Source organism: Sneathiella sp. (genome assembly GCF_036844445.1).
In the GTDB taxonomy this organism is placed as follows: Bacteria; Pseudomonadota; Alphaproteobacteria; order Sneathiellales; family Sneathiellaceae; genus Sneathiella.
This window is the reverse complement of the sequence record NZ_DAIUFV010000006.1, coordinates 150,964-170,728: the sequence shown is the minus strand read 5'-3', so window position 1 is coordinate 170,728 and position 19,765 is coordinate 150,964. Positions and strand designations below refer to the sequence as shown.

Here is a 19,765-nt window from a genome sequence, read left to right as displayed (position 1 = left end):
TTCGACCTCCGGCGATGTTAGAGAAAAATAATTTTGATGAATGGAGAAGGCACATGTCCCGCATTGTTTGCATTTCAAATCGCGTATCCCTTCCCGACCCCGAAACCGGACAAATAAATGCCGGCGGCCTTGCCGTCGGTGTGAAGGCCGCACTCGAAAGCAACGGCGGCGGCATATGGTTCGGTTGGGACGGCTCCGTTCGAAAGCTTAACGGCAAAAGCCGGCAGATCACGCAAATGACCTGCGGCGACATCACCTTTCTGACCATGCCGCTCCGCGAACGGGAATATGAGGATTACTACAAAGGCATGGCCAACGAGCATCTCTGGCCGATGATGCATGGCCTTGGCCAGCATATCAAGGCGCGGCCGAATGTGTATTCCGTCTATCGCGACGTGAACAGAACCTTTGCACGGCGCATTCGTCCCTTTCTGCAACCCGATGATCTCATCTGGGTTCATGATTACCACCTTATCCCGCTTGGCCGCGAGTTTCGCGCACTCGGCATCCGCAATCCGATCGGTTATTTTCATCATATCCCGATCCCGTCAGAGGAGTTCATTCGCGGACCGCAAGTGCCGCTTTTTTTAAAAAAGCAGTATTCCCAGCTTGTGAGGGATCTGTTTGATTACGACCTTGTCGGCTTTCAGACATTTCGGGATCTCGAAAATTTTGCCGTATCGCTCGGCCAGCGCCCCTCGGTCTCAGAGCGTTTCCGCGGTGAACGGATCCGGCATGAGGGGAAAAGCGCCTGTTTCGGTGTTTTCCCGATCAGCGTCGAGACATATGACCTCGCCCTTGCGGCGCGGCAGAACGCCGAGCGCGCGCCTCTGTTGAAGACCGAGGGCAAGACCCTTATCGGCGCCGAGCGTCTCGACTATACGAAGGGCCTTCCGCATCGCCTCATCGGCTTTCATGAATTTCTTGAACAGCACCCCGAACACCGGGACGGCGTACAATACACCCAGATCACGCCGCTCAGCCGCGCCGATATCGAGCAGTATCAGACGGCCATTCGCGACACGCGGCAGGTGGCCGCCGAAATCCGGGACGATTTTGAAAGCGAAGAGAACCGCCCTCTCGTCTATTGCGAAAAGGGCGTTCCGCGGGAGGAACTTTTGGGCAGACTGCGGAGCGCTGACGTCGGCCTTGTCACCCCGCTGATCGACGGGCAGAACCTCGTTGCCAAGGAATTTCTTGCGGTCCAGGATCCACGCGATCCGGGCATGCTTGTGCTCAGCAAATATGCCGGCGCGGCGGAGGAGCTGGAGCGTCTCGGGGTTCTCTGTGTCGATCCGACTAATCCGGCCGATATCGCCGAGAAGATCAATCAGGCGCTGACCATGCCGCTGCCGGCGCGAATAGAGACATATCGCAAAACCATCACGCATCTCTATCGGTACGATATCGAGCACTGGACGGAGAGCTTTTTGAATGAATTGATCAAAGCGCCCGGAAAAACCGCATGGCGGAGTTCCCGCGTATCAGGCAACGCGCCGGTATTTCCGATTAAGCCTTACAACAATCATCGCTTCTGAAGCCGCCTGCCGCGGCCGACCTCACATAAAAAAGCCGGGAGCATAGTCGCTCCCGGCCGGTATCGCAGATGGCGTCAATCAGTTGACGGAAACCACCTCGCCCACGGGGACGAATTTCTCACCATCAAAGGCGATGGGCATCATGGCCTCGATGGGGAAATAGTCGGTCGGGCTCGTCTGAATCTTGATACCGGGCAGCATCATGTCCAGTTCGAGATCAAGATTGGCGGCCTGCTTCATGACGTTTTCACGCGTCAGATCGTCACCGCACTGCTTCAGCACCTGTTCCATGGTCTGGGCGACGAGATAGCCATAAGCCGTGAAGGAGCTGCTCTTATCGCCATCAGGATAATATTCGTCCATGAACGCCTTCCACTTCTTGTAGGGTTCAGTGTCAAAGACGCTCGGGTCCGTGATGTCCATGAAATACTGCAAGGAGATGATGCCCTTGGAGTTTTCAAGGCCGGCCGGCTCGTAAACCGCGCCGACGGAGTTTGAAACCGAGTTGTTCAGGAATACCGGATCCCAGTTCAGTTCGCGCACTTTCTTGATGGCCTGTGCAGCGAACTTCGGCGTTGCGACGTTGAAGAATACGTTCGCGCCGCTGTCTTTCAGCTTGATGATCTGCGAGTTGATGGTCGGATCCGTCACCTCATAGCTTTCTTCCGCAACGATCAGATCCTTCGCCTTGTCGCCAAGGACGTCCTTCATGCCCTTTACATAGTCTTTCCCGTAGTCATCATTCTGATAGAGAATGGCAATTTTCGGATTTTCGACATTCTGCATCACATAGGTGCCGAAAAGCTGCCCTTCAGTCTGGTAGCTCGGCTGCCAACCCATGGTCCAGGGGAAATTCTCAGGGTCGCCCCACTTGGTTGCGCCTGTCGCCACAAACAGCTGCGGGATTTTCTTCTGATTCATATAGGCGTGGATCGCCGAGTTCGACGGGGTGCCAAGGCTCTGGAAGATCAGCAGAACTTCATCCTGCTCCACCAGTTTACGCACCTGCTCCTTGGTTTTCGGCGGGCTGTAGCCGTCATCAAGTGTGATAAACTCAATCAGACGACCGTTCACGCCGCCATTTTCCTTGTTGATCTTTTTAAAATACGCCTCGATCGACTTGCCAATCGCGCCATAGGCCGCAGCCGGGCCGCTGTAAGGCATGGTGTTGCCGATCTTTATGCTGGTATCCGTCACGCCCGGCCCGTACATTTTGTCGGCCAGCGCTGTGCCCGCCGCCAGCCCCATGGCGGCGATGGCAGCGAAGGTGATCGCTAATTTTCTCCCGGTGTTCATATCGTTCCTCCTGTTAGATTGCCCCGCGCGAAGACACGGGGGTACGCTATTCACTCAACCCGTTGTCTCATCCTGCCGGTTATTTTTGCTTTTATGAATTTCACCAGGCCAGCGAAGCCCGACGGCATGATGTAGATGATAAGAATAAGAATAATGCCGAAAATCGCATAGGAAAGGCCGGTTGAAATTTCCTCTGCGAAATTCGGGATGATCAGAATGAAGAAGCCGCCGAAGATCGCGCCCCAGATGGACCCTGTCCCGCCCACCACCATGCCGATGAAGAGCAGGATGGAGAGCTGGAAGGTGAAGCTGTCGGGGGCGACGAACTCAATCACGATGGCCGCCATAGCGCCGGCGATGCCGGTATAGAAGGCGCTGACGCCGAAGGTGAGCGACTTGTAGAGCGCCGCGTTGACTCCCATCGACCGCGCGGCGATCGAGTTGTCACGAATGGCCATCATCGCCCGCCCGGTCCGGCTGTTGATCAGGTTCCAGGCGACCCAGAACATCAGCAGCATCACGGCGAAGACAATCAGATACCACCACTGATCCAATGTCAGCGGCAGCATTTCCGGCACCTCCGGGCGGAACACGTCGAGCCCCTGCACGCCGCCGGTCAGCTCCTCCAGATGCGAGGATTTCAGGATCTGCGGCACCGCGATGCCGAGCGCGAATGTCGCAAGCGCAAGATACAGCCCTTCGAGGCGGAGGGCGGGCAGGCCAAACAGGAACCCGGCGACGAAGCAGACAATCCCGCCAATAGGGATCGTCGCATAGACGGACCAGTTATAGTGAAAGACGAGGATCGCCGCCGTGTAGGCGCCGATGGCGTAAAACGCGCTATGGCCGAGCGAGAACTGTCCATTGAAACCCGTCAGCAGGTTGAGCCCGAGGATCGCGATCGCATAGATCATGATCAGGGTGGCTTGAAAGGTCGAATAGCCAGTCAGGAAAAAGGGCAGCAGCACCCCGATGATTACGAACGCGCCCACCCACAGCATCGGGACACGGGCGCCGACAGTCAGTCGCGGGTCGGTTTCCACTTTTACATCATCCGCCATACTATCACACCCTTGTCACAATGGTTTTGCCGAACAGGCCGGTTGGCTTGAACAACAGGACAATCACGATCAGCGCGAGCGCGACCGTCAGCTTGAGCTCGCTTCCGATCGCGGGAATATAGGTGCCCGCCAGATTTTCGATGATGCCGACGATAAAGCCGCCGGCGACGGCGCCGGCCGGGCTCGAAATGCCGCCGACGATGGCCGCCGCGAAGCCGTAAAGCAGAATGCCGAGCATCATATTCGGATCGAGGAAAACGATGGGGGCGATCATCATCCCGGCAACCGCGCCGATCGCCGCCGCGAGACCCCAGCCGAGCGCCAGCATCCAGCCGACCCGGATGCCGACCAGCTCGGCCGAGACGGGATTGGCGGCCGCGGCCTGCATCGCCATGCCGATGCGCGTAAAGCGGAAGAAGCAGAAAATGGCAAGCAGAAGGATCAGGGTGATGAAGAACATGCCGACTTCATGCAGCCCGATCAGCCCGCCGAAGGAACCGCTCGGGAAGGGCGAGGGAAACGTCTTGATGGTGTGATCCCAGATGGCGCCCGCAAGGCTGTTGAAAATCGCGATCAGGCCGATAAAGACAACCACATGGCCAAGCACCGAGGCTTTATAAAGCGGCTTGATGATGATCCGCTCGATCGCCAGCCCGCCGAGGAAGGATATGATGACGGTCAGAACGAAGGCGACCCAGTAGGGGATCCCCGCAGCGATCATCGACCAGCAGATATAGGTGCTGAACATCGCCATTTCGCCCTGCGCGAAATTGAAGTGATCGATCGCCTGATAGATCATCACCACCGCCAGCGCGAGACAGGCGTAAATCGCGCCGTTCGCAAGCCCGGTCAGCATTTGTTGCAGAAAAAGATCCATGGAATTTTCCTAATAGCCCAAGTAAGACCGCCGAACGGTCTCGTTTTCCAGAATGCTCGACGAGGTACCGGAAAGAACGATGTTGCCGGTTTCCAGAAGATAGGCGTTATCCGCCATTTCCAGCGCGAGCGCGGCGTTCTGCTCGACCAGCAGCATGCTCACCCCCTCCTCCGCATTGATCCGCTTCAGGATCGCGAAAAGCTCCTGCACGATCAGCGGCGCAAGGCCGAAGGACGGCTCATCGAGCAAAAGCAGGCGCGGGCGCAGCATCAAGGCCCGGCCGACCGCGAGCATCTGCGCCTCGCCGCCGCTCAAGGTACCGGCCTGCTGCGTCCGCCGCTGTTTAAGGATCGGGAAATAGCTGTAGACCCGCTCGATATCCTCGGCGATGCCCGCCTTGTCGGTGCGGCTGTAGGCGCCGAGATTGAGGTTATCCTCCGTCGACATGCGCACGAAGGTGCCGCGCCCTTCCGGCACATGGGCGATCCCCTGACGGGTGATGTCCGCCGTCGCCATATTGCTGATGTCGACATCTTCGATCCTGATCTCCCCGCGCCGGCTGATCATCCCGCTGATCGCGCGAAGCGTGGTGGTTTTCCCGGCACCATTCGCCCCGAGAATTGCCGTCACGCCGCCTTTCTCAAGGCTGAAATCGAGACCATGAAGGACGTTCGACAGCCCGTAGGATGCATGCAGGCCTTTTACGTCAAGCAACCGACTCATTTTTTACCCGTCCCAAGATAAGCCTCAATAACATCGGGATGGCGCTGAATTTCCGCCGGCGCGCCCTCCGCCAGCTTGCGTCCGAAATTGAGCGCGACGACTTTCTCCGACACCGCCATAACCAGCCCCATGTGATGCTCCACCAGCAGGACGGTCGTGCCAAACTCGTCCCTGATCCGGCGGATCGTTTCGATGAGAAGTGAAAGTTCGTTGTGATTGAGGCCACCCGCCGGCTCGTCCATCAGCAGGAGCTTCGGCCGGCCAAGCAGGGCGCGGGCGATTTCCAGGCGTTTCTGGACGCCGAAGGGAAGCCCGCCGATGCGCTGCAATGCCGTTTCTTCGAGTGCCATGAAACGCAACATCTCCATCGCCCGGGCGCGCAGCTCGCGCTCCTCCCGCCGGGTCCACGGCAGGTGAAGGGCATTGCTGAAATAATCTGATTTGCCCGTCGAGTGCCCGCCGATCATGATATTGTCGAGAACACTGAGGTTCGAGAAGAGCGCGAGGTTCTGAAACGTGCGGCCGATACCGATGCCGCTCATTCTATGCACCGGCATTTTCAGGATCGATTCCCCGCAATAGAGGATATCGCCTGAATTGACCTCATAAAGCCGGCTGATACAGTTGAAAAGCGTGGTTTTCCCTGCACCGTTGGGTCCGATCAGACCGACGATCTGACCCGGTGCGATGTCAAACGACACACCATCTAGGGCGACAATGCCGCCGAAACGAACGCCGACATTCCGGACAGCCAGTAACGCGTTGGTCGCCGAAACATCCGAAGACGTTTCCAGGTTGAGTATTTTATCCAATCACAGCTTATGGATGCATAAGCTCCCAGATGCATATCACACGAAATATGAAACGCTTCCGGACGCCTAGGCGTCCACCTCCCAGTTAAAAACGTTCGTTATTCGTTATTCGCGGGTAACTGTGCCTGATTATTCTCGCTTTGGCTAGAGAAAATTTTATCAGTAGTTCTTAATGTATTGGATTATCAATTGTTTATGAGAAATGCTGTGGCCAGAAAATGAATATGCTCCGGAGATTGAAATATTAACATTCAATCATCCAGAGCATATGATAATACTAATGTATTAGTTGCTAATTCTTAGCTTGCGCGAATACTTCCAAGGAAGCTCTCGACTTCATGATCAAGGTCCTTCACCTCTTTTGCGAGCTGGTTGGAGACTTCCTGCACTTCGTGCGCGGTCTCGCCGGTCGAGGCGGCAGCGTCCCGTACGAGGTTGATGTTCTGCAGAACTTCCTGCGCGCCGTCCGCGGCCTGGCGAACGCTGCGGGAGATTTCATCCGTTGCAGCGCCCTGTTCTTCGACGGCGGCGGAGATCATCGTCGCAATGCTGTTGATCTTGCCGATTGTCACGGTAATTCCGCCAATCGCGCCGACGGCATTGCCGGTTTCCTCCTGAACGGCCTTGATCTGCTCGGAGATCTCTTCCGTCGCTTTCGCAGTCTGCGCGGCGAGATTCTTCACCTCGCTTGCAACGACCGCGAAGCCCTTGCCCGCATCGCCCGCGCGCGCCGCCTCGATGGTGGCGTTGAGCGCAAGAAGGTTCGTCTGGCCAGCAATGTCATTGATGAGATCGACAATGGCGCCGATCCGGGACGCGGCCTCGTTGAGGGAGGTCACCATCTGGTTGGTCCGCTCGGCTTCCGAGACGGCTTCACCCGCGATCGAGGCGGCGTCGCTGACCTGACGGCTGATTTCGTTGATGGAGGCGGTCAGCTCTTCCGTCGCCGTGGCAACGGCATTCACGCTTGACGAAGCGAGATCGGATGCCGAGGCAACCGTCCGCGTCCGTCCCGCCGTATCCTCGGCGGAGACGGCCATCGACTGCGACATCTTTGTCATTTCCGATGCCGCGGCGGCGAACTTCTCGACGAGATGCTTGACGCTGCCCTCAAAAGTATCGGCAAGCTGGTTGCGCTCCCGTTCCTTCGTCTCGGCCGCCTCTTTCTCAAGACGCTCCCGCTCTTCGCGCGCGGCGCGTTCCGCCTCACGCTGCTCTTCCTCGCGGCGGGCCTTCTCGGCCTCGCGCTGCTGGCGCGCTTCTTCCGCTTCCATGCGCGCTTTCTCGGCATCGCGCGCCATGTCGCGGAAGCCGACCAGCGCATGACCCATCCGGGCAATTTCGTCCGTGCCGTCACGATAGATATCGGCGTTGAGATCCCCCTCGGAGAGGCGATCCGCCGAGGCGACGAGCAGCATCATCCGCCGGATGATATTGCGACGCACGTAGAACCAGCCGATGGCGACTGTCGCGAGCAGCGTACCCAGCGCACAGACCAGGAGCGTCATCCGCGTATTGTCGGCGAGCACCTCGTTCGCCGCCGTCGCTTCGGCGAGCGATCCCTCAACCTTAGAGGTGAAGCTGTGCACATTCTGAACCAGCGCGCCGGCGAGGAACTGGCTCTGGGTGACTATTTTCTCGGCCGCATGTCCTGCTTCCAGTTCCAGCACGCGGGTCTGGAAGATATTGACCGAGTCTTCACTGTTGTTTTTCACGCCGAGCGTCAGGAAGTCTTCGAATAGAGCGGAAAGCTTGTTGAAGATTTCCGGAGGCGTCGTGCCTTCCAGGTCATTCAGAGGACCGCTGACCGTCGAGATGGAGGAGAGGAAAATGGCTTCGAGTTCCTTCACCGTCTCGACATCCGTCGCCTGCAAGCCGGCCGACAGCAGATTGAGCATCTGATAGCCGTTGCTTTTGAACATGAAAATATCTTCCTGCGTGGACAGGATGGCCGCAGACTCCCGCGACAGGGTGCTGGTGTCATATTTCCCCGCCACGCCGTTCGATGCTTCTTCAACCGCCGTCTTGAGCATGCCCTTCCAGTTGTCCGCATTTTCAAACATACGCACGCGAAGCGGCAGCAGCAACGTGTTGAGCGCCGTGTCGAGAACGTCGCGCGCTTCCGTCAGCTTGGGCATCACGGTTTCGAGGCGCGCGGCATGCTCAAGCCGCGTTTGCACCTGCTCATTAAGCAGGGTGAGGCTTTTCTGAATCTCGGTAAGGCCGACATTGACGTCCTTGAGAGAGCTGTCATCGGCCATATAATGTCCGAGGGCCTCCAGCCTTTCCGAGGCCGTTTTGGCGGCATCAGTAATACGGTTGTAGCTCTGACGGCGTTCCGCCTCGCTCGTTGCCGAGCTGAGCTGCGGCGTCGCGGCGGTCAGGGCCGTCGTTTCATTGGCGAGATTGAGCGCGAGGGTAATTGCCGGAAGCTGCTGATCCACCAGTTCCTTCTCTGCCGAGCTCAGCCGGCCAAGGCTGATCCAGCTCACTACGGAAATAGCGACAGTCAAAACAGCAACGACCGAGAACGCGGCGAGCAGGCGGGGCCCGATCCCAAATTGCACCCGGCCCGCGCCGCCCTTGCGGTTAAAAAGGGTCGAAAGCTGTTTCAACCATGAATTTATTCTTGCTCCCTGCATACGCTTCAAGCCTCGCATTAAATTGAACTTCAAGGGTCACACATATCGAACAATGATTAACAACCCGTTAGTATTAACGCGTGTATTTTTGAGCTTATGCAACTTGGCGCGCCACCTCCCCTTCCCCGGGCCGGTTACGGAATTGTGAATGGGCAAAAGCGATATCGGCTGGCGTTTGCATTCCCGCTGCGTCAAACTGCGTGAATTATCCGCAACCCGCAGGGAAGCCCATGAGCAAGGCCGCGCTCCCGACAACCCGATTTCTCTTGGTGATCTCTCTCTTGCTCGCCGCGGCGCTTTTGCGGCCGAGTGAAGCGCGCGCCGCCGAGGAAACTGCCATATTCGCCGGCGGCTGCTTCTGGTGCGTGGAAGCCGATTTTGATTATGTTCCGGGCGTTCTCTCGACCATCTCTGGCTATATCGGCGGGGATGCACCGAACCCGACTTACGCGCAGATATCGGCAGGCGGAACCGGCTATTATGAAGCTGTCAAAATCACCTTCAATCCGGATATCGTCTCCTATGAAAAGCTGCTCGACACTTTTTGGCGCAGCGTCGATCCGACTGATGCCGGCGGTCAGTTCTGTGATCGGGGCGACAGCTACAAAACGGCGATATTCACACTGAGCGACGCTCAGAAAGAGATCGCCACGCAATCGAAAGTCACGCTGCAGCGGGCCGGTCAGCTTGACGATCCGATCGTCACCGTCATTCGCACCGCAACCGCATTCTACCCGGCTGAGGATTATCACCAGGACTACTACGCCCGAAATCCCGTGCGCTATAAATACTACCGCTTCAGTTGCGGACGCGATGCGCGCATAGCCGATCTCTGGGGCAAGGAAGCGCACCGCGGCATCTTGCCTCACTGAGATCCATCCTGCCCGCGCCACCTCAACTTACTGGCCGCCGAATAAATAATTAGTCAAAGTCCCCGACGCGATCTAAGATAGCCCGATTATCTCCGGTTCAGATCAGAACCTTTCGCCGCAACCGCATAATGACAAGAACAGGCGCGCAGGTGGGTATTTCTAGTAGTTTGAAGAACAGTACAACCCTGCAGGGGATCGTGTGGATGGTACTGTCGACACTTCTTTTTGTGGCGATGAACGGCATCGTTCGCTATCTCGGCGGCGCTCTCCCGGCAGCCGAAGCCGCTTTCATCCGCTATTTCATGGGCACCCTTTTCATTCTGCCGATGGTGATAAAGAACTGGCCGGGGCGCATCAGCAGCAATGATACGAAGCTTTTCGTGCTCCGTGGCCTCTTTCATGGCATCGGCGTCGGGCTGTGGTTCTATGCGATGGCGAATATTCCGATCGCCGAGGTCGTTGCGATCGGCTATGTCTCGCCGATTTTCATCTTCATCGGCGCCGCCCTCTTTCTTGGTGAAGGGCTGCAGATGCACCGTCTCTTCGGGATCTTCTGCGGGCTGCTCGGGACGATGATCATCCTGCGTCCGGGGTTTCAGGAGATTAACCTCGGTCAGCTCGCCCAGCTCTGCGCAGCGCCGCTCTTTGCCGCATCCTTCGTGATCGCAAAAAAACTGACGCAGACGCAAAGCTCGACCGTTATCGTCGGGATGCTGTCGCTCGGCTGTACGATCACGCTGATCCCCGCAACCATCATCCAGTGGCAGACGCCAACGCTCGCGCAGTTCCTGTGGCTGACCCTCACCGCCGGCATCGCCACCCTCGGCCATTACGCGCTGACGCGGGCGTTCCAGGCCGCGCCGATCACGCTGACGCAGCCGCTGAATTTTCTGCAGCTCGTCTGGGCGACAATCCTTGGCGTCTTGATGTTCAGCGATCCGCTTGACCCCTTTGTTTTGACGGGCGGAGCGATTATTCTCGGGGCAGCGACCTTTGTTTCGCATCGGGAGCTGAAACTCAACCGGCAGAGAAATGCCGCCGCAGCGGGAGGATGAGATGACCGTAAAAGTCGAATTTCACTATGATTTCGGAAGCCCTAACTGTTACCTGGCGCACAAGGTCATCCCGCAGATCGAGGCCCGCACGGGCGTTGCCTTCAGCTATTTCCCGATCCTGCTCGGCGGCGTCTTCAAGCTGACCAATAACGCCTCCCCCGTTCAGCAGTTTGCCGAGATCCCGCACAAGATGAAATATATGCGTCTTGAGATGCGGCGCTTCATCGAAGAACACAATCTAAGCGCCTTTCGCATGAACCCGCATTTCCCGGTGAATACGCTGCAGATCATGCGCGGCGCCATCGTCGCCGAAGATGAAGGAACGTCAAAGCTTTACGTTGAGACGATGCTGAACGCGATGTGGGAGCAGGAAAAGAAAATGGACGACCCCGCCGTCATCAAAGAAGTTCTGGATGCGGCAGGTCTCGACGGCGACCATTTCCTCGCCCGGATACAGGAAGCGCCGATCAAGGAAAAGCTGCTCGCTAACACCGCGGCTTCCGCCGAGCGCGGCTGCTTCGGCGCGCCGACATTCTTCGTGGGTGATGAAATCTATTTCGGCAAAGATCGTCTGGAGGCCGTCGAGAAAGAGATCCTGCGACAGAAAAACCGTTAAATTTTATATTAACCGGTTATATCTTGAAATCTTCCAGCGCGGCGGCGGTGGCGTCCTCATTGGCGAGATAGGCCGTGATCGCATCCGCTCCGGCCATCTCGCGGTCGGGCTCCTGATCATCGGCAAGGCGGATGAGATTGAGGCAGAACCAGCCGAGCCCGGCCTTCGAGGGTTTGATCGTCGCTTCATAGGAGACGGCGCCAGCCTCCCTTGAGGCCAGCAGCGCGTTCGGGACATCGGGATCAACACACATCGGCCGGCCGATGCCGATCACATCTACATCGCCGCCTTCGAGCGCCGCATCCATGGCGGCGCGGCTGCGAAACCCGCCCGTGACCATCAGCGGAATTTTCGTCGCGGCGCGAATGCTTTTGGCATAATCGAGGAAATAGGCTTCGCGGGTAACGGTGGTTTCGCGGATCTCCTCCGCGCCCCGCACGCCGATCATCATCGCCGGGTTCTCATAGTTGCCGCCGGAGATTTCCAGAAGATCGACGCTGTCCTCCTCCAGCCAGCGGGCGACCTGCAGGCAATCCTCCAAATCAAAGCCGCCCTTCTGGAAATCCGACGAGTTGAGCTTGACCGAGATCGGATAGTCCGCCCCGACGCGGGTGCGAATGCCCTGCACGACACGGCGGAGCAGCCGGGCGCGGTTCTCAAGGCTGCCGCCCCATTCATCGTCGCGCCGATTAGCCAGCGGGGAGAGAAATTCCGAGATCAGGTAGCCATGCGCCGCATGGACCTGCACACCTGAAAAGCCGGTCTCTTTCGCCACTTCCGCGACGCGGATAAAGCGGCGGATGATATCCTCGATCTCATCAGACAGAAGCGCGCGCGGCGCGCCAAACGCATTTCCGGGAAGCGCCAGCGCCACATCGGAGGGCGCGACCGGCGTCGGATTGACGCGAACCGGTGTCTGCCGTCCGGCGTGGTTGATCTGCATGAAGAGAAGCGTGCCGTTCGCGGTTCCTGCGGCAGCGAAGGCGCGGAGCTCCTCAAGTCCTCCGTTCTGATCGATGACGACATTGCCCGGCCGCTCCAGATAGCGCCGATCGACCTGCACATTGCCGGTAATCAGAATGCCCGCGCCGCCTTCCGCCCATTTGCGATATAGCCGGACGTGGCGCTCCGTTGCCCGGTTCAGGGGATCGGCAAGGCCTTCCGTCATCGGCGCCTTGGCGATGCGGTTCTTCGCGGTCACGCCGCAGGGAAGTGTTAGGGAGGAGGCAATATCAAGGCTCATGTCAGGTCCGTTCTTTCTTTCGTCATTCTTGAGGGTGACAATTAAAAACGGGGAAGGCGATGCCTTCCCCGTCTCACTTAATGGGCGAGAAAATTCCCGGTCTGGAAATCACGAACGGCCTGCTGGATTTCCTGAGGCGTATTCATGACGAACGGGCCGTAGCGCGCGACGGGCTCCCCGATCGGCCGACCGGCGACCAGAATGGCGCGCCCGCCCGTCTCGCTCGAAAGGCGCACGTGATCGCCCTGCCCAAGGATCGCGAGATGATGCTGCGCGACGTCGCGGCCGCTCACATTGACGCTGCCCTCAAACACATAGGCAAAGGCTGTATGCCCTTCGGGGATCGCATGCTCGAACGCCCCGCCCGCCTCCAGCATCACATCGATATAGATGGGATCGGTCGCAACGCCCGTGACCGGACCCTTTACAACGCCCGTATCACTCTCAACCTCGCCGGCGATAAGACGGAGCTTCGCGCCGGGAAGCTCGACCTCCGGGACATTCTCAGGCTCGATATTCTGATAGCGCGGACGGCACATCTTGTCCTTCGCCGGAAGATTGACCCAAAGCTGGAAGCCGCTCATCCGGCCTTCCGTCTGCTCCGGCATTTCGGAATGGATGATACCATGGCCGGCGGTCATCCACTGCACGCTGCCGGGGCCGAGAACGCCTTCGGATCCAATCGAATCCTTATGCCTCATCTGCCCCTCGATCATATAGGTGACGGTCTCAAAGCCACGGTGCGGATGCGACGGGAAACCAGCGATATAGTCATCGGGATTTTCGGTGCCGAAGTTATCGAGCAGCAGAAAGGGATCCAGCTCCGATATCTGGCCACTGCCGATGGACCGGCGCAGCTTGACGCCCGCCCCGTCGGAGGCGACCTGCGAGAGGATCACGCGGCTGACTTCACGAATTCTGGACATTGGATCGACCTTTCTCTTCTCTATATGGAATGATTGTTCCAAATATAGATACTCATCAGGGAGTTTAAAGCCCCCGTCATCCCCTGCCTATATAGGGCATCTTCGTTGCCATGACAGTCATGAACTGGACATTGGCGTCGAGAGTGAGGCTGTCCATGTAGAGAACCGCCGAGGCGACATTTTCGACATCCATCACCGGCTCCGCGGCGACCTGGAGATTGGCCTGCAGGACGCCTTGCTGCATCGCCTTCGTCATCGGCGTTGCCGCATTGCCGATATCAATCTGTCCGACAGCGATGTTATAGGCCCGCCCGTCGAGCGACAAGGTGCGGGTGATGCCGGTGATCGCATGCTTGGTCGCGGTATAGGCGATACTGAACGGGCGCGGCACATGCGCCGAGATCGATCCGTTATTGATGATCCGCCCGCCCATCGGCGACTGATGCCGCATCATCCCGAACGCTGCCCGCGCGCAGTAGAAGGCGCCGTTGAGATTGGTATTCACCACATTCTGCCAGACATCGATACCAAGCTCATCCACCGGCACGGGCGGCGCGCCGATCCCGGCGTTGTTAAAGAGGAGATCAAGCCGGCCGTAAGTCTCTTTCACCGCCGCGAAGAGGGCATCGACGGCTTTAGGGTCTGCCACATCCGTCGGGACAATGAGCGCATGCGCCGCGTTCGCGCCCGCCATCTCCTGCGTCTCCTCGAGGGCCGCCCGGTTACGCCCGGCAAGGGCAACGCTGTAGCCGCTCCGAAGCAGCGCAAGCGCGACCGTGCGCCCGATCCCCGCGCTTGCCCCCGTGACTACTGCAATCTTCCGGCTATCGCCCATCTTCACCTCCAACTTTTTTGTTATTGCTGCGCCAGCGCCCGCTTTCGCGCCTGACCGGCAACAAGCCGCCGTTTCCGCGGCGCGGCCAGCCAGACCGAGACAATCGAAATCACAGACATGCCAAGAATGACGTAAAATGCAAGGTGATAATTACCGGCCTGATCGTAAAAATAGCCGGTCAGCCAGGGGCCGACAGCGCCGCCGACCAGCGCGAGCGTACTCACGGTGCCGAAGATAAAGCCGTAGCCCCGCCCCTGAAAGAGATCCGCCGGCATCGAGCCGAAGATCGTCGCCGCGCCGTAGCCGAGCCCACCCTGCAGAATGACCATGGCGTACATTATGACGGGGCTTGGCAGATCCTCCATGGCGAGCAGCAGAACACAGCTCAGGAAAAAGCCGAGCAGCGAGAGTGACCAGACCCATTCCCGCCCGACCTTATCGGAAAGGCTGCCAAGATAGATCTGCCCGAGCACCCCGGCGAGGCCGACGAGGCCAAGCGCGGACGCCGCCTCCATAGGCGAGAAGCCGATCTCGACGAGATATTTGGTCTGGTGGATCTGCACCGCGTACCAGACATAGAGCGCGCTCGCGCAGGAGAGCGCGAGCCACCAGAAGGAGGCCGTCCGCACGGCCTTGGCGAGTGTCCAGTCGGTATTGACCCAGTCGTGGTCGACGATCGGATCGGCCGCCGCCTGTTGCGCCGCTGTCTGCGCTTCACCGGGGGCCGCATCACCATCGGGATGCAGGCCGATATCGGAGGGCTGCTTGCGCTGGAAGAAAAAGTTGAGCGGCAGCACGATCACCAGCAGCAGGCCCGCCATCAGCCAGCATGCCTCACGCCAGCCGTCGGCGCTGATGGTCTCCTGAATGAGCGGCATCAGGACGATCGAGCCGATCCCGACGCCGGAGAAGGCGATCCCCACGGCGAGGCCGCGGCGACGCTGAAACCAGTTCGGCAGGAACATCGAATGCCCGACATAGGTCATCACGATCCCCGATCCGACCACCATGATGCCGAGCGTGATATAGAAGTGCCAGGGCTCTGTCGCAATGGTCGAGAGCAGCAGCCCGAGGCTTACGGAAATCGCCGAGAACGAGATCATAAAGCGCGGAGCAATGAATTCGAGCAGCTTGCCGATAACCGGCGCAAGGATGGCGCCGATCGCAAAGCCGATGGAAAATGCCGCCGCCGTCGTCGCCCGGTCCCAGCCATATTCATTCAGGATCGCCGGGAACAGGAGCGAATAGGCCGTGCGCACATTGACGCCGATGCCCATCGTCACAAAGACAATGGCGACCACTGCCCAACCGTAAAAGAAAGGTGTCCGGGCGAGCAGCGCATTTATGCCGCGCGGCGCCCTTGTGTGATGCTTCCCTGTCATGCCGCTCCCCGTTTTTCGTTATTAACAACCGGACCGTCCCACCAGCATGGATTGAGATTAACCCACTATGCGCGCGGGATGAAACGGAAAAAGCCGCAGCCATGCGTCCAGCCGATGCGGATTTGCCCACTCTAAAGGCTTCTGTTTGATCAAAAACAGTCTGTGCAGCCCGTAAAGTTCGGTTATAGTGCCGGGCGACTGATTATTTATCGGGCTGCAGGCCCGCTATTTTTTATCCGCTTTCCCGAAGCAATTTATAAAGCCAGTACCATGACCAACAGAAAAGCCGCCTCCGGAAATCCTGGATTTATCGAGCAGGTCGTGCTCCTCGCCCTGATGATTTCGATGGTGGCGCTCTCGATCGACGTGATGCTGCCCGCCCTTTTCGAGATCAGCACGGACCTGCAGGCGGGCGATCCGAACGACCGGCAATATGTTATCTCCTCGCTGTTTCTGGGGCTTGCTATCGGCCAGCTTTTCTACGGTCCCATTTCCGACAGCACGGGGCGCAAACCTGTTATATATTTCGGCTTCGCCCTGTTTCTCATCGGCTGCCTGCTGTCCGTCTTTGCGACGAGTTTCACCGTCATGCTGATCGGCCGGTTCCTTCAGGGCATCGGGGCGGCATCCCCCCGCATCGTCACGCTCGCGCTCATCCGCGATCAGTATGAAGGACGGCAGATGGCGCGATTCGTCTCGCTCGTGATGACGGTGTTTATCCTCGTGCCGGTGCTCGCCCCCTCGCTCGGCCAGCTCATCCTCTTTGTCGCCGAATGGCGGATGATCTTCATTGCGCTTTTCCTGCTTGGCGCGGGCACGCTCGTCTGGTTCGGCTTTCGCCAGCGCGAGACGCTCCCGCGCGAGCGCCGTGTCCCCCTGTCTCTCGGCCGCATCTGGCATGCGACGAAGGAAGTCATCATGACCCGCGCGGCCTTCGGCTACACATTCGTCGCCGGGCTGATCTTCAGCGCCTTCATCGGCTATCTCACCATCTCGCAGCAGATTTTTCAGGATGTTTACAAAGTCGGTGACATGTTCGCCGTTTACTTCGGCGCGCTTGCGCTCGCGCTCGGGCTCTCCTCCTTCCTGAATGCGCATCTCGTGATCCGCTTCGGCATGCAGCGGCTCTCCTTCATCTCGCTCCTGAGCCTGACTCTCCTGTCGACGCTGTATGCGATCTATACATATCTCTCCGGCGGCATCCCGCCCTTCTGGACGCTGCTGGTGTTCCTGACGGCGCTCTTTTTCTGCTTCGGCATTCTGTTCGGCAATTTCAACGCGCTCGCGATGGAGCCGCTTGGCCATATCGCCGGCGTCGCGTCGGCGGTGATCGGATCCCTCACCACTTTCATGTCGATGGGCATGGGAACGATGATTGCCCAGATGTTCGATGGCACGCTCAACCCGCTGATGTTCAGTCTTGCCGGTCTCGGCGCGCTGTCGCTGCTCACCATGCTGTGGACGGAACGCAAACCCCGGCGCATGGACGGGGGCGTATAGGATTGCCGACCCGCCGCCCTCAGTTTGCCATTGCTCTGGGTGAACAAACTTGAGTACACTTTCCCTTAATCTGGGAATATAACGCAGGAAAGTAGCGCAATGAGTGTCAGCAATGGCCGCCAGTTTTTAGGGATCCCGGGCCCCACGAATGTCCCCGATGCCGTCCTCTCCGCGATGCACCGCCCGGCGGTCGACATCCGCAAGGGTGAGCTGGTGGAGATCACGCAGCAGATCAAGGAAGATCTGAAAATGATCACCAGATCTTCCGGGATGCCGTTTCTCTTTATCGCCAACGGCCATGGCGCGTGGGAGGCGGCGCTGACGAATGTGCTCTCGCGCGGCGATAAAGTCCTCGTGCTGGAAAGCGGCTCCTTCGCCGTCGGCTGGGGCGAAGCCGGCGCCCGGCTTGGCCTTGACGTCGAAGTTCTTGGCGGCAGCTATCAGCGGGCCGTCGATCCGGACGCGCTCGAAGCGCGCCTGAAGGCGGACACCGCCGGCGAGATCAAGGCGATCCTCGTCGTGCAGGTCGACACGGCCTCGAGCGTTCTCAACAACATTCCGGCGCTCCGCCGCGCCATCGATAACGCGGGTCATGCGGCGCTCTTCCTCGTCGATACCATTGCCTCCCTCGGCACGATGGATTATCGCATGGATGAATGGGGGGTCGATGTCACCGTATCGGCCTGCCAGAAGGGGCTGATGATGTCGCCGGGAGTCAGCTTCGTTGTCGCCAGCGAAAAGGCGATGGAACGGCATCAGACAGCCGATCTTCGCACCGCCTATTGGGACTGGACGGGACGTCTCGCGCCCGAGCACTACCGGAGCTATGCCGGAACGCCGCCCGTGCATCACCTTTTCGGCCTGCAGAAATCTTTCGAGATGATCCGCGCGGAAGGGTTGGAGGCCATTTTTGAACGCCACCGCCTGCTCGCCGGCGCAACCCGCGCGGCCGTTGGCAAATGGGCGGAGAAGGGCGAATTTTCCTTCAATATCACCGCACCGGAAGAACGGGCCAATTCGGTGACAACGGTGCTGCTCCGCAACGGCGACACTCTTCCCGCCATCCATGATTACTGTCTTGAGAAATGCGGTCTGGTGATCGGCGTCGGGATTGCGGCCCTCACCGGCAAGGCCATGCGCATCGCCCATATGGGCCATGTCAACGCCCCGATGATGCTCGGCACCCTCGCCACCCTTGAGATGAGCTTCAAAGCCCTCGGCATCCCGCATGGGGAGGGCGGCATTACGGCAGCCGTTGAATATCTCGCGGCCCATGTCCCGCGCTGACGAAATATGCTAGAATAAAGAGGAACGCATCATGCGCGTTCCGATTGTGGGGAGGACCAAGGATGACACGATCCGATAGCGCCGGCGTGCGCCTGCCGCCGCCCATTATCTACTTCCTCTTTCTCGGCGCCGGCCTGCTGCTCGGCTCGGCCTGGAGAGACGGGCATTTTGCGCCCCTCTATCTGACCGTGATCGGCGCGCTTCTCGTCATTGCTTCCGCCTTGCTTCTGCTGACTGCGGCGGGAAAATTCCGCCGCGCGAAAACGCATCTCGAGCCATGGAAGCCGACGACGCGGATTGTCACGGACGGGATTTACCAATATTCGCGCAATCCGATCTATCTCGGGATGGCGATCGGCTACGCCGGGATCGCCATCGCGGCGGCAAGCCCGATCGCCCTTGTTCTGCTGCTGCCCTGCCTCATCGTCATACGCTATTACGTGATAAGGAAAGAAGAGGCCTATCTTGAACATAAGTTCGGCAGCGAATATCTAGACTACAAGGCCAAAGTCAGGCGCTGGATCTAGCCAGCGCGGGACTTCGCCTCAGTTGTCAACGATCTATGAGGGATGCGGCACATGACGGATGATATAGGAACCAATGTCAAATCGAACGCAACCTGGACGCGGCTGATCTATCTTATCCTCTATGGGATTATTTACTGGTTCGCCAATTTTGTCCTCTTTGCAATCGCCATTGTGCAGTTCATCAAGACATTGCTGAGCGGCTCCCCGTTCGAGCAGTTGCAGGCGTTTGGCAGCTCGTTCGCCGAATATAACCGGCAGCTCGTCGCCTATATGTCCTATCACAGCGATTTCAAACCCTTCCCCGTTGGCCCGTGGCCGCCGGAGACGCCGCGCCCTGATGCCCCCGCGACCACCGACGATGTCATCATCGTCGCCGCAACGCCGGAGCAGAAACCGAGTGATAGCACGGAGCCGAAGAAGCCGTCATCGCCGCGCAAAAAGCCCGAGGCCCCGAGCGAGGGCGACGGCGAGAGCGGCGCCTCGACGAGCTGAGTACCGCATTTTCCTGACAGATACCGACAAGAGGGCGCAGCGCAGGTTGCGCCCTCTCTGCTTTTTATGGGAGATTGCCGG

Annotated in this window: 18 protein-coding genes; 8 read left to right on the top strand and 10 right to left on the bottom strand. The window is 58.7% G+C overall.

Annotation, left to right across the window (positions count from 1 at the left end):
• The first annotated feature begins 53 nt into the window (after nt 1-53).
• Nucleotides 54-1,538: an alpha,alpha-trehalose-phosphate synthase (UDP-forming) gene (locus V7Z56_RS13070; protein WP_334129945.1), complete on the top strand. Its 1,485-nt coding sequence runs from the start codon at nt 54-56 to the stop codon at nt 1,536-1,538.
• 78 nt (nt 1,539-1,616) lie between these two features.
• Here V7Z56_RS13070 and V7Z56_RS13065 read toward each other — a convergent pair whose 3' ends face one another.
• The 6 genes from V7Z56_RS13065 to V7Z56_RS13040 form a co-directional block, all read right to left on the bottom strand.
• Nucleotides 1,617-2,834, bottom strand: coding sequence for an ABC transporter substrate-binding protein (locus tag V7Z56_RS13065; protein ID WP_334129944.1), 1,218 nt, complete (start codon nt 2,832-2,834; stop codon nt 1,617-1,619).
• A 50-nt stretch (nt 2,835-2,884) separates the two neighbouring features.
• Nucleotides 2,885-3,895 carry a branched-chain amino acid ABC transporter permease gene (locus V7Z56_RS13060; RefSeq protein ID WP_334129943.1) on the bottom strand — a complete coding sequence of 337 codons (1,011 nt, stop codon included), beginning with the start codon at nt 3,893-3,895 and terminating at the stop codon, nt 2,885-2,887.
• Between the two features lie 4 nt (nt 3,896-3,899).
• A complete protein-coding gene (locus V7Z56_RS13055; RefSeq protein ID WP_334129942.1) occupies nt 3,900-4,772 on the bottom strand; it encodes a branched-chain amino acid ABC transporter permease in 873 nt (290 codons plus the stop codon).
• A gap of 9 nt (nt 4,773-4,781) precedes the next feature.
• A complete protein-coding gene (locus tag V7Z56_RS13050) occupies nt 4,782-5,495 on the bottom strand; it encodes an ABC transporter ATP-binding protein (protein WP_334129941.1) in 714 nt (237 codons plus the stop codon).
• The gene (locus tag V7Z56_RS13045) at nt 5,492-6,289 is read right to left on the bottom strand and encodes an ABC transporter ATP-binding protein (RefSeq protein ID WP_443023814.1); all 798 of its coding nucleotides are present in this window, start codon (nt 6,287-6,289) and stop codon (nt 5,492-5,494) included. Before V7Z56_RS13045 ends, V7Z56_RS13050 begins: the two co-directional genes overlap by 4 nt.
• A gap of 317 nt (nt 6,290-6,606) precedes the next feature.
• Entirely contained in the window at nt 6,607-8,922 is a 2,316-nt protein-coding gene (locus V7Z56_RS13040; protein ID WP_334129939.1) for a methyl-accepting chemotaxis protein, read from the bottom strand.
• A 257-nt stretch (nt 8,923-9,179) separates the two neighbouring features.
• On the opposite strand from V7Z56_RS13040, the gene msrA reads away from it, so the two are divergent.
• The 3 genes from msrA to V7Z56_RS13025 all read left to right on the top strand — a co-directional run bounded on the left by msrA (nt 9,180) and on the right by V7Z56_RS13025 (nt 11,492).
• Nucleotides 9,180-9,821: a peptide-methionine (S)-S-oxide reductase MsrA gene (gene msrA, locus V7Z56_RS13035; RefSeq protein WP_334129938.1), complete on the top strand. Its 642-nt coding sequence runs from the start codon at nt 9,180-9,182 to the stop codon at nt 9,819-9,821.
• 128 nt (nt 9,822-9,949) lie between these two features.
• Nucleotides 9,950-10,876 carry a DMT family transporter gene (locus V7Z56_RS13030; protein WP_334129937.1) on the top strand — a complete coding sequence of 309 codons (927 nt, stop codon included), beginning with the start codon at nt 9,950-9,952 and terminating at the stop codon, nt 10,874-10,876.
• A 1-nt stretch (nt 10,877) separates the two neighbouring features.
• Nucleotides 10,878-11,492 (top strand): 2-hydroxychromene-2-carboxylate isomerase, encoded by a 615-nt coding sequence (locus V7Z56_RS13025; RefSeq protein WP_334129936.1) that lies wholly within the window; start codon nt 10,878-10,880, stop codon nt 11,490-11,492.
• 16 nt (nt 11,493-11,508) lie between these two features.
• On the opposite strand, the gene V7Z56_RS13020 is transcribed toward V7Z56_RS13025, so the two are convergent.
• The 4 genes from V7Z56_RS13020 to V7Z56_RS13005 all read right to left on the bottom strand — a co-directional run bounded on the left by V7Z56_RS13020 (nt 11,509) and on the right by V7Z56_RS13005 (nt 15,878).
• Nucleotides 11,509-12,735: an NADH:flavin oxidoreductase/NADH oxidase family protein gene (locus V7Z56_RS13020; RefSeq protein WP_334129935.1), complete on the bottom strand. Its 1,227-nt coding sequence runs from the start codon at nt 12,733-12,735 to the stop codon at nt 11,509-11,511.
• Nucleotides 12,736-12,812: 77 nt separating this feature from the next.
• Nucleotides 12,813-13,661 carry a pirin family protein gene (locus V7Z56_RS13015; protein WP_334129934.1) on the bottom strand — a complete coding sequence of 283 codons (849 nt, stop codon included), beginning with the start codon at nt 13,659-13,661 and terminating at the stop codon, nt 12,813-12,815.
• 76 nt (nt 13,662-13,737) lie between these two features.
• The gene (locus tag V7Z56_RS13010) at nt 13,738-14,496 is read right to left on the bottom strand and encodes an SDR family oxidoreductase (RefSeq protein ID WP_334129933.1); all 759 of its coding nucleotides are present in this window, start codon (nt 14,494-14,496) and stop codon (nt 13,738-13,740) included.
• A 20-nt stretch (nt 14,497-14,516) separates the two neighbouring features.
• Nucleotides 14,517-15,878 carry an MFS transporter gene (locus V7Z56_RS13005; RefSeq protein ID WP_334129932.1) on the bottom strand — a complete coding sequence of 454 codons (1,362 nt, stop codon included), beginning with the start codon at nt 15,876-15,878 and terminating at the stop codon, nt 14,517-14,519.
• Nucleotides 15,879-16,148: 270 nt separating this feature from the next.
• Here V7Z56_RS13005 and V7Z56_RS13000 point away from each other — a divergent pair, with 270 nt between their 5' ends.
• From V7Z56_RS13000 to V7Z56_RS12985, 4 genes are all read left to right on the top strand, one after another.
• A complete protein-coding gene (locus V7Z56_RS13000) occupies nt 16,149-17,378 on the top strand; it encodes a multidrug effflux MFS transporter (RefSeq protein ID WP_334129931.1) in 1,230 nt (409 codons plus the stop codon).
• Nucleotides 17,379-17,477: 99 nt separating this feature from the next.
• Nucleotides 17,478-18,665, top strand: a complete 1,188-nt coding sequence (locus V7Z56_RS12995) for a pyridoxal-phosphate-dependent aminotransferase family protein (RefSeq protein WP_334129930.1) — start codon at nt 17,478-17,480, stop codon at nt 18,663-18,665.
• 62 nt (nt 18,666-18,727) lie between these two features.
• Nucleotides 18,728-19,192, top strand: coding sequence for a methyltransferase family protein (locus V7Z56_RS12990; protein WP_334129929.1), 465 nt, complete (start codon nt 18,728-18,730; stop codon nt 19,190-19,192).
• Nucleotides 19,193-19,243: 51 nt separating this feature from the next.
• The gene (locus tag V7Z56_RS12985) at nt 19,244-19,684 is read left to right on the top strand and encodes a DUF4389 domain-containing protein (RefSeq protein ID WP_334129928.1); all 441 of its coding nucleotides are present in this window, start codon (nt 19,244-19,246) and stop codon (nt 19,682-19,684) included.
• The last annotated feature ends 81 nt before the right edge of the window (nt 19,685-19,765 follow it).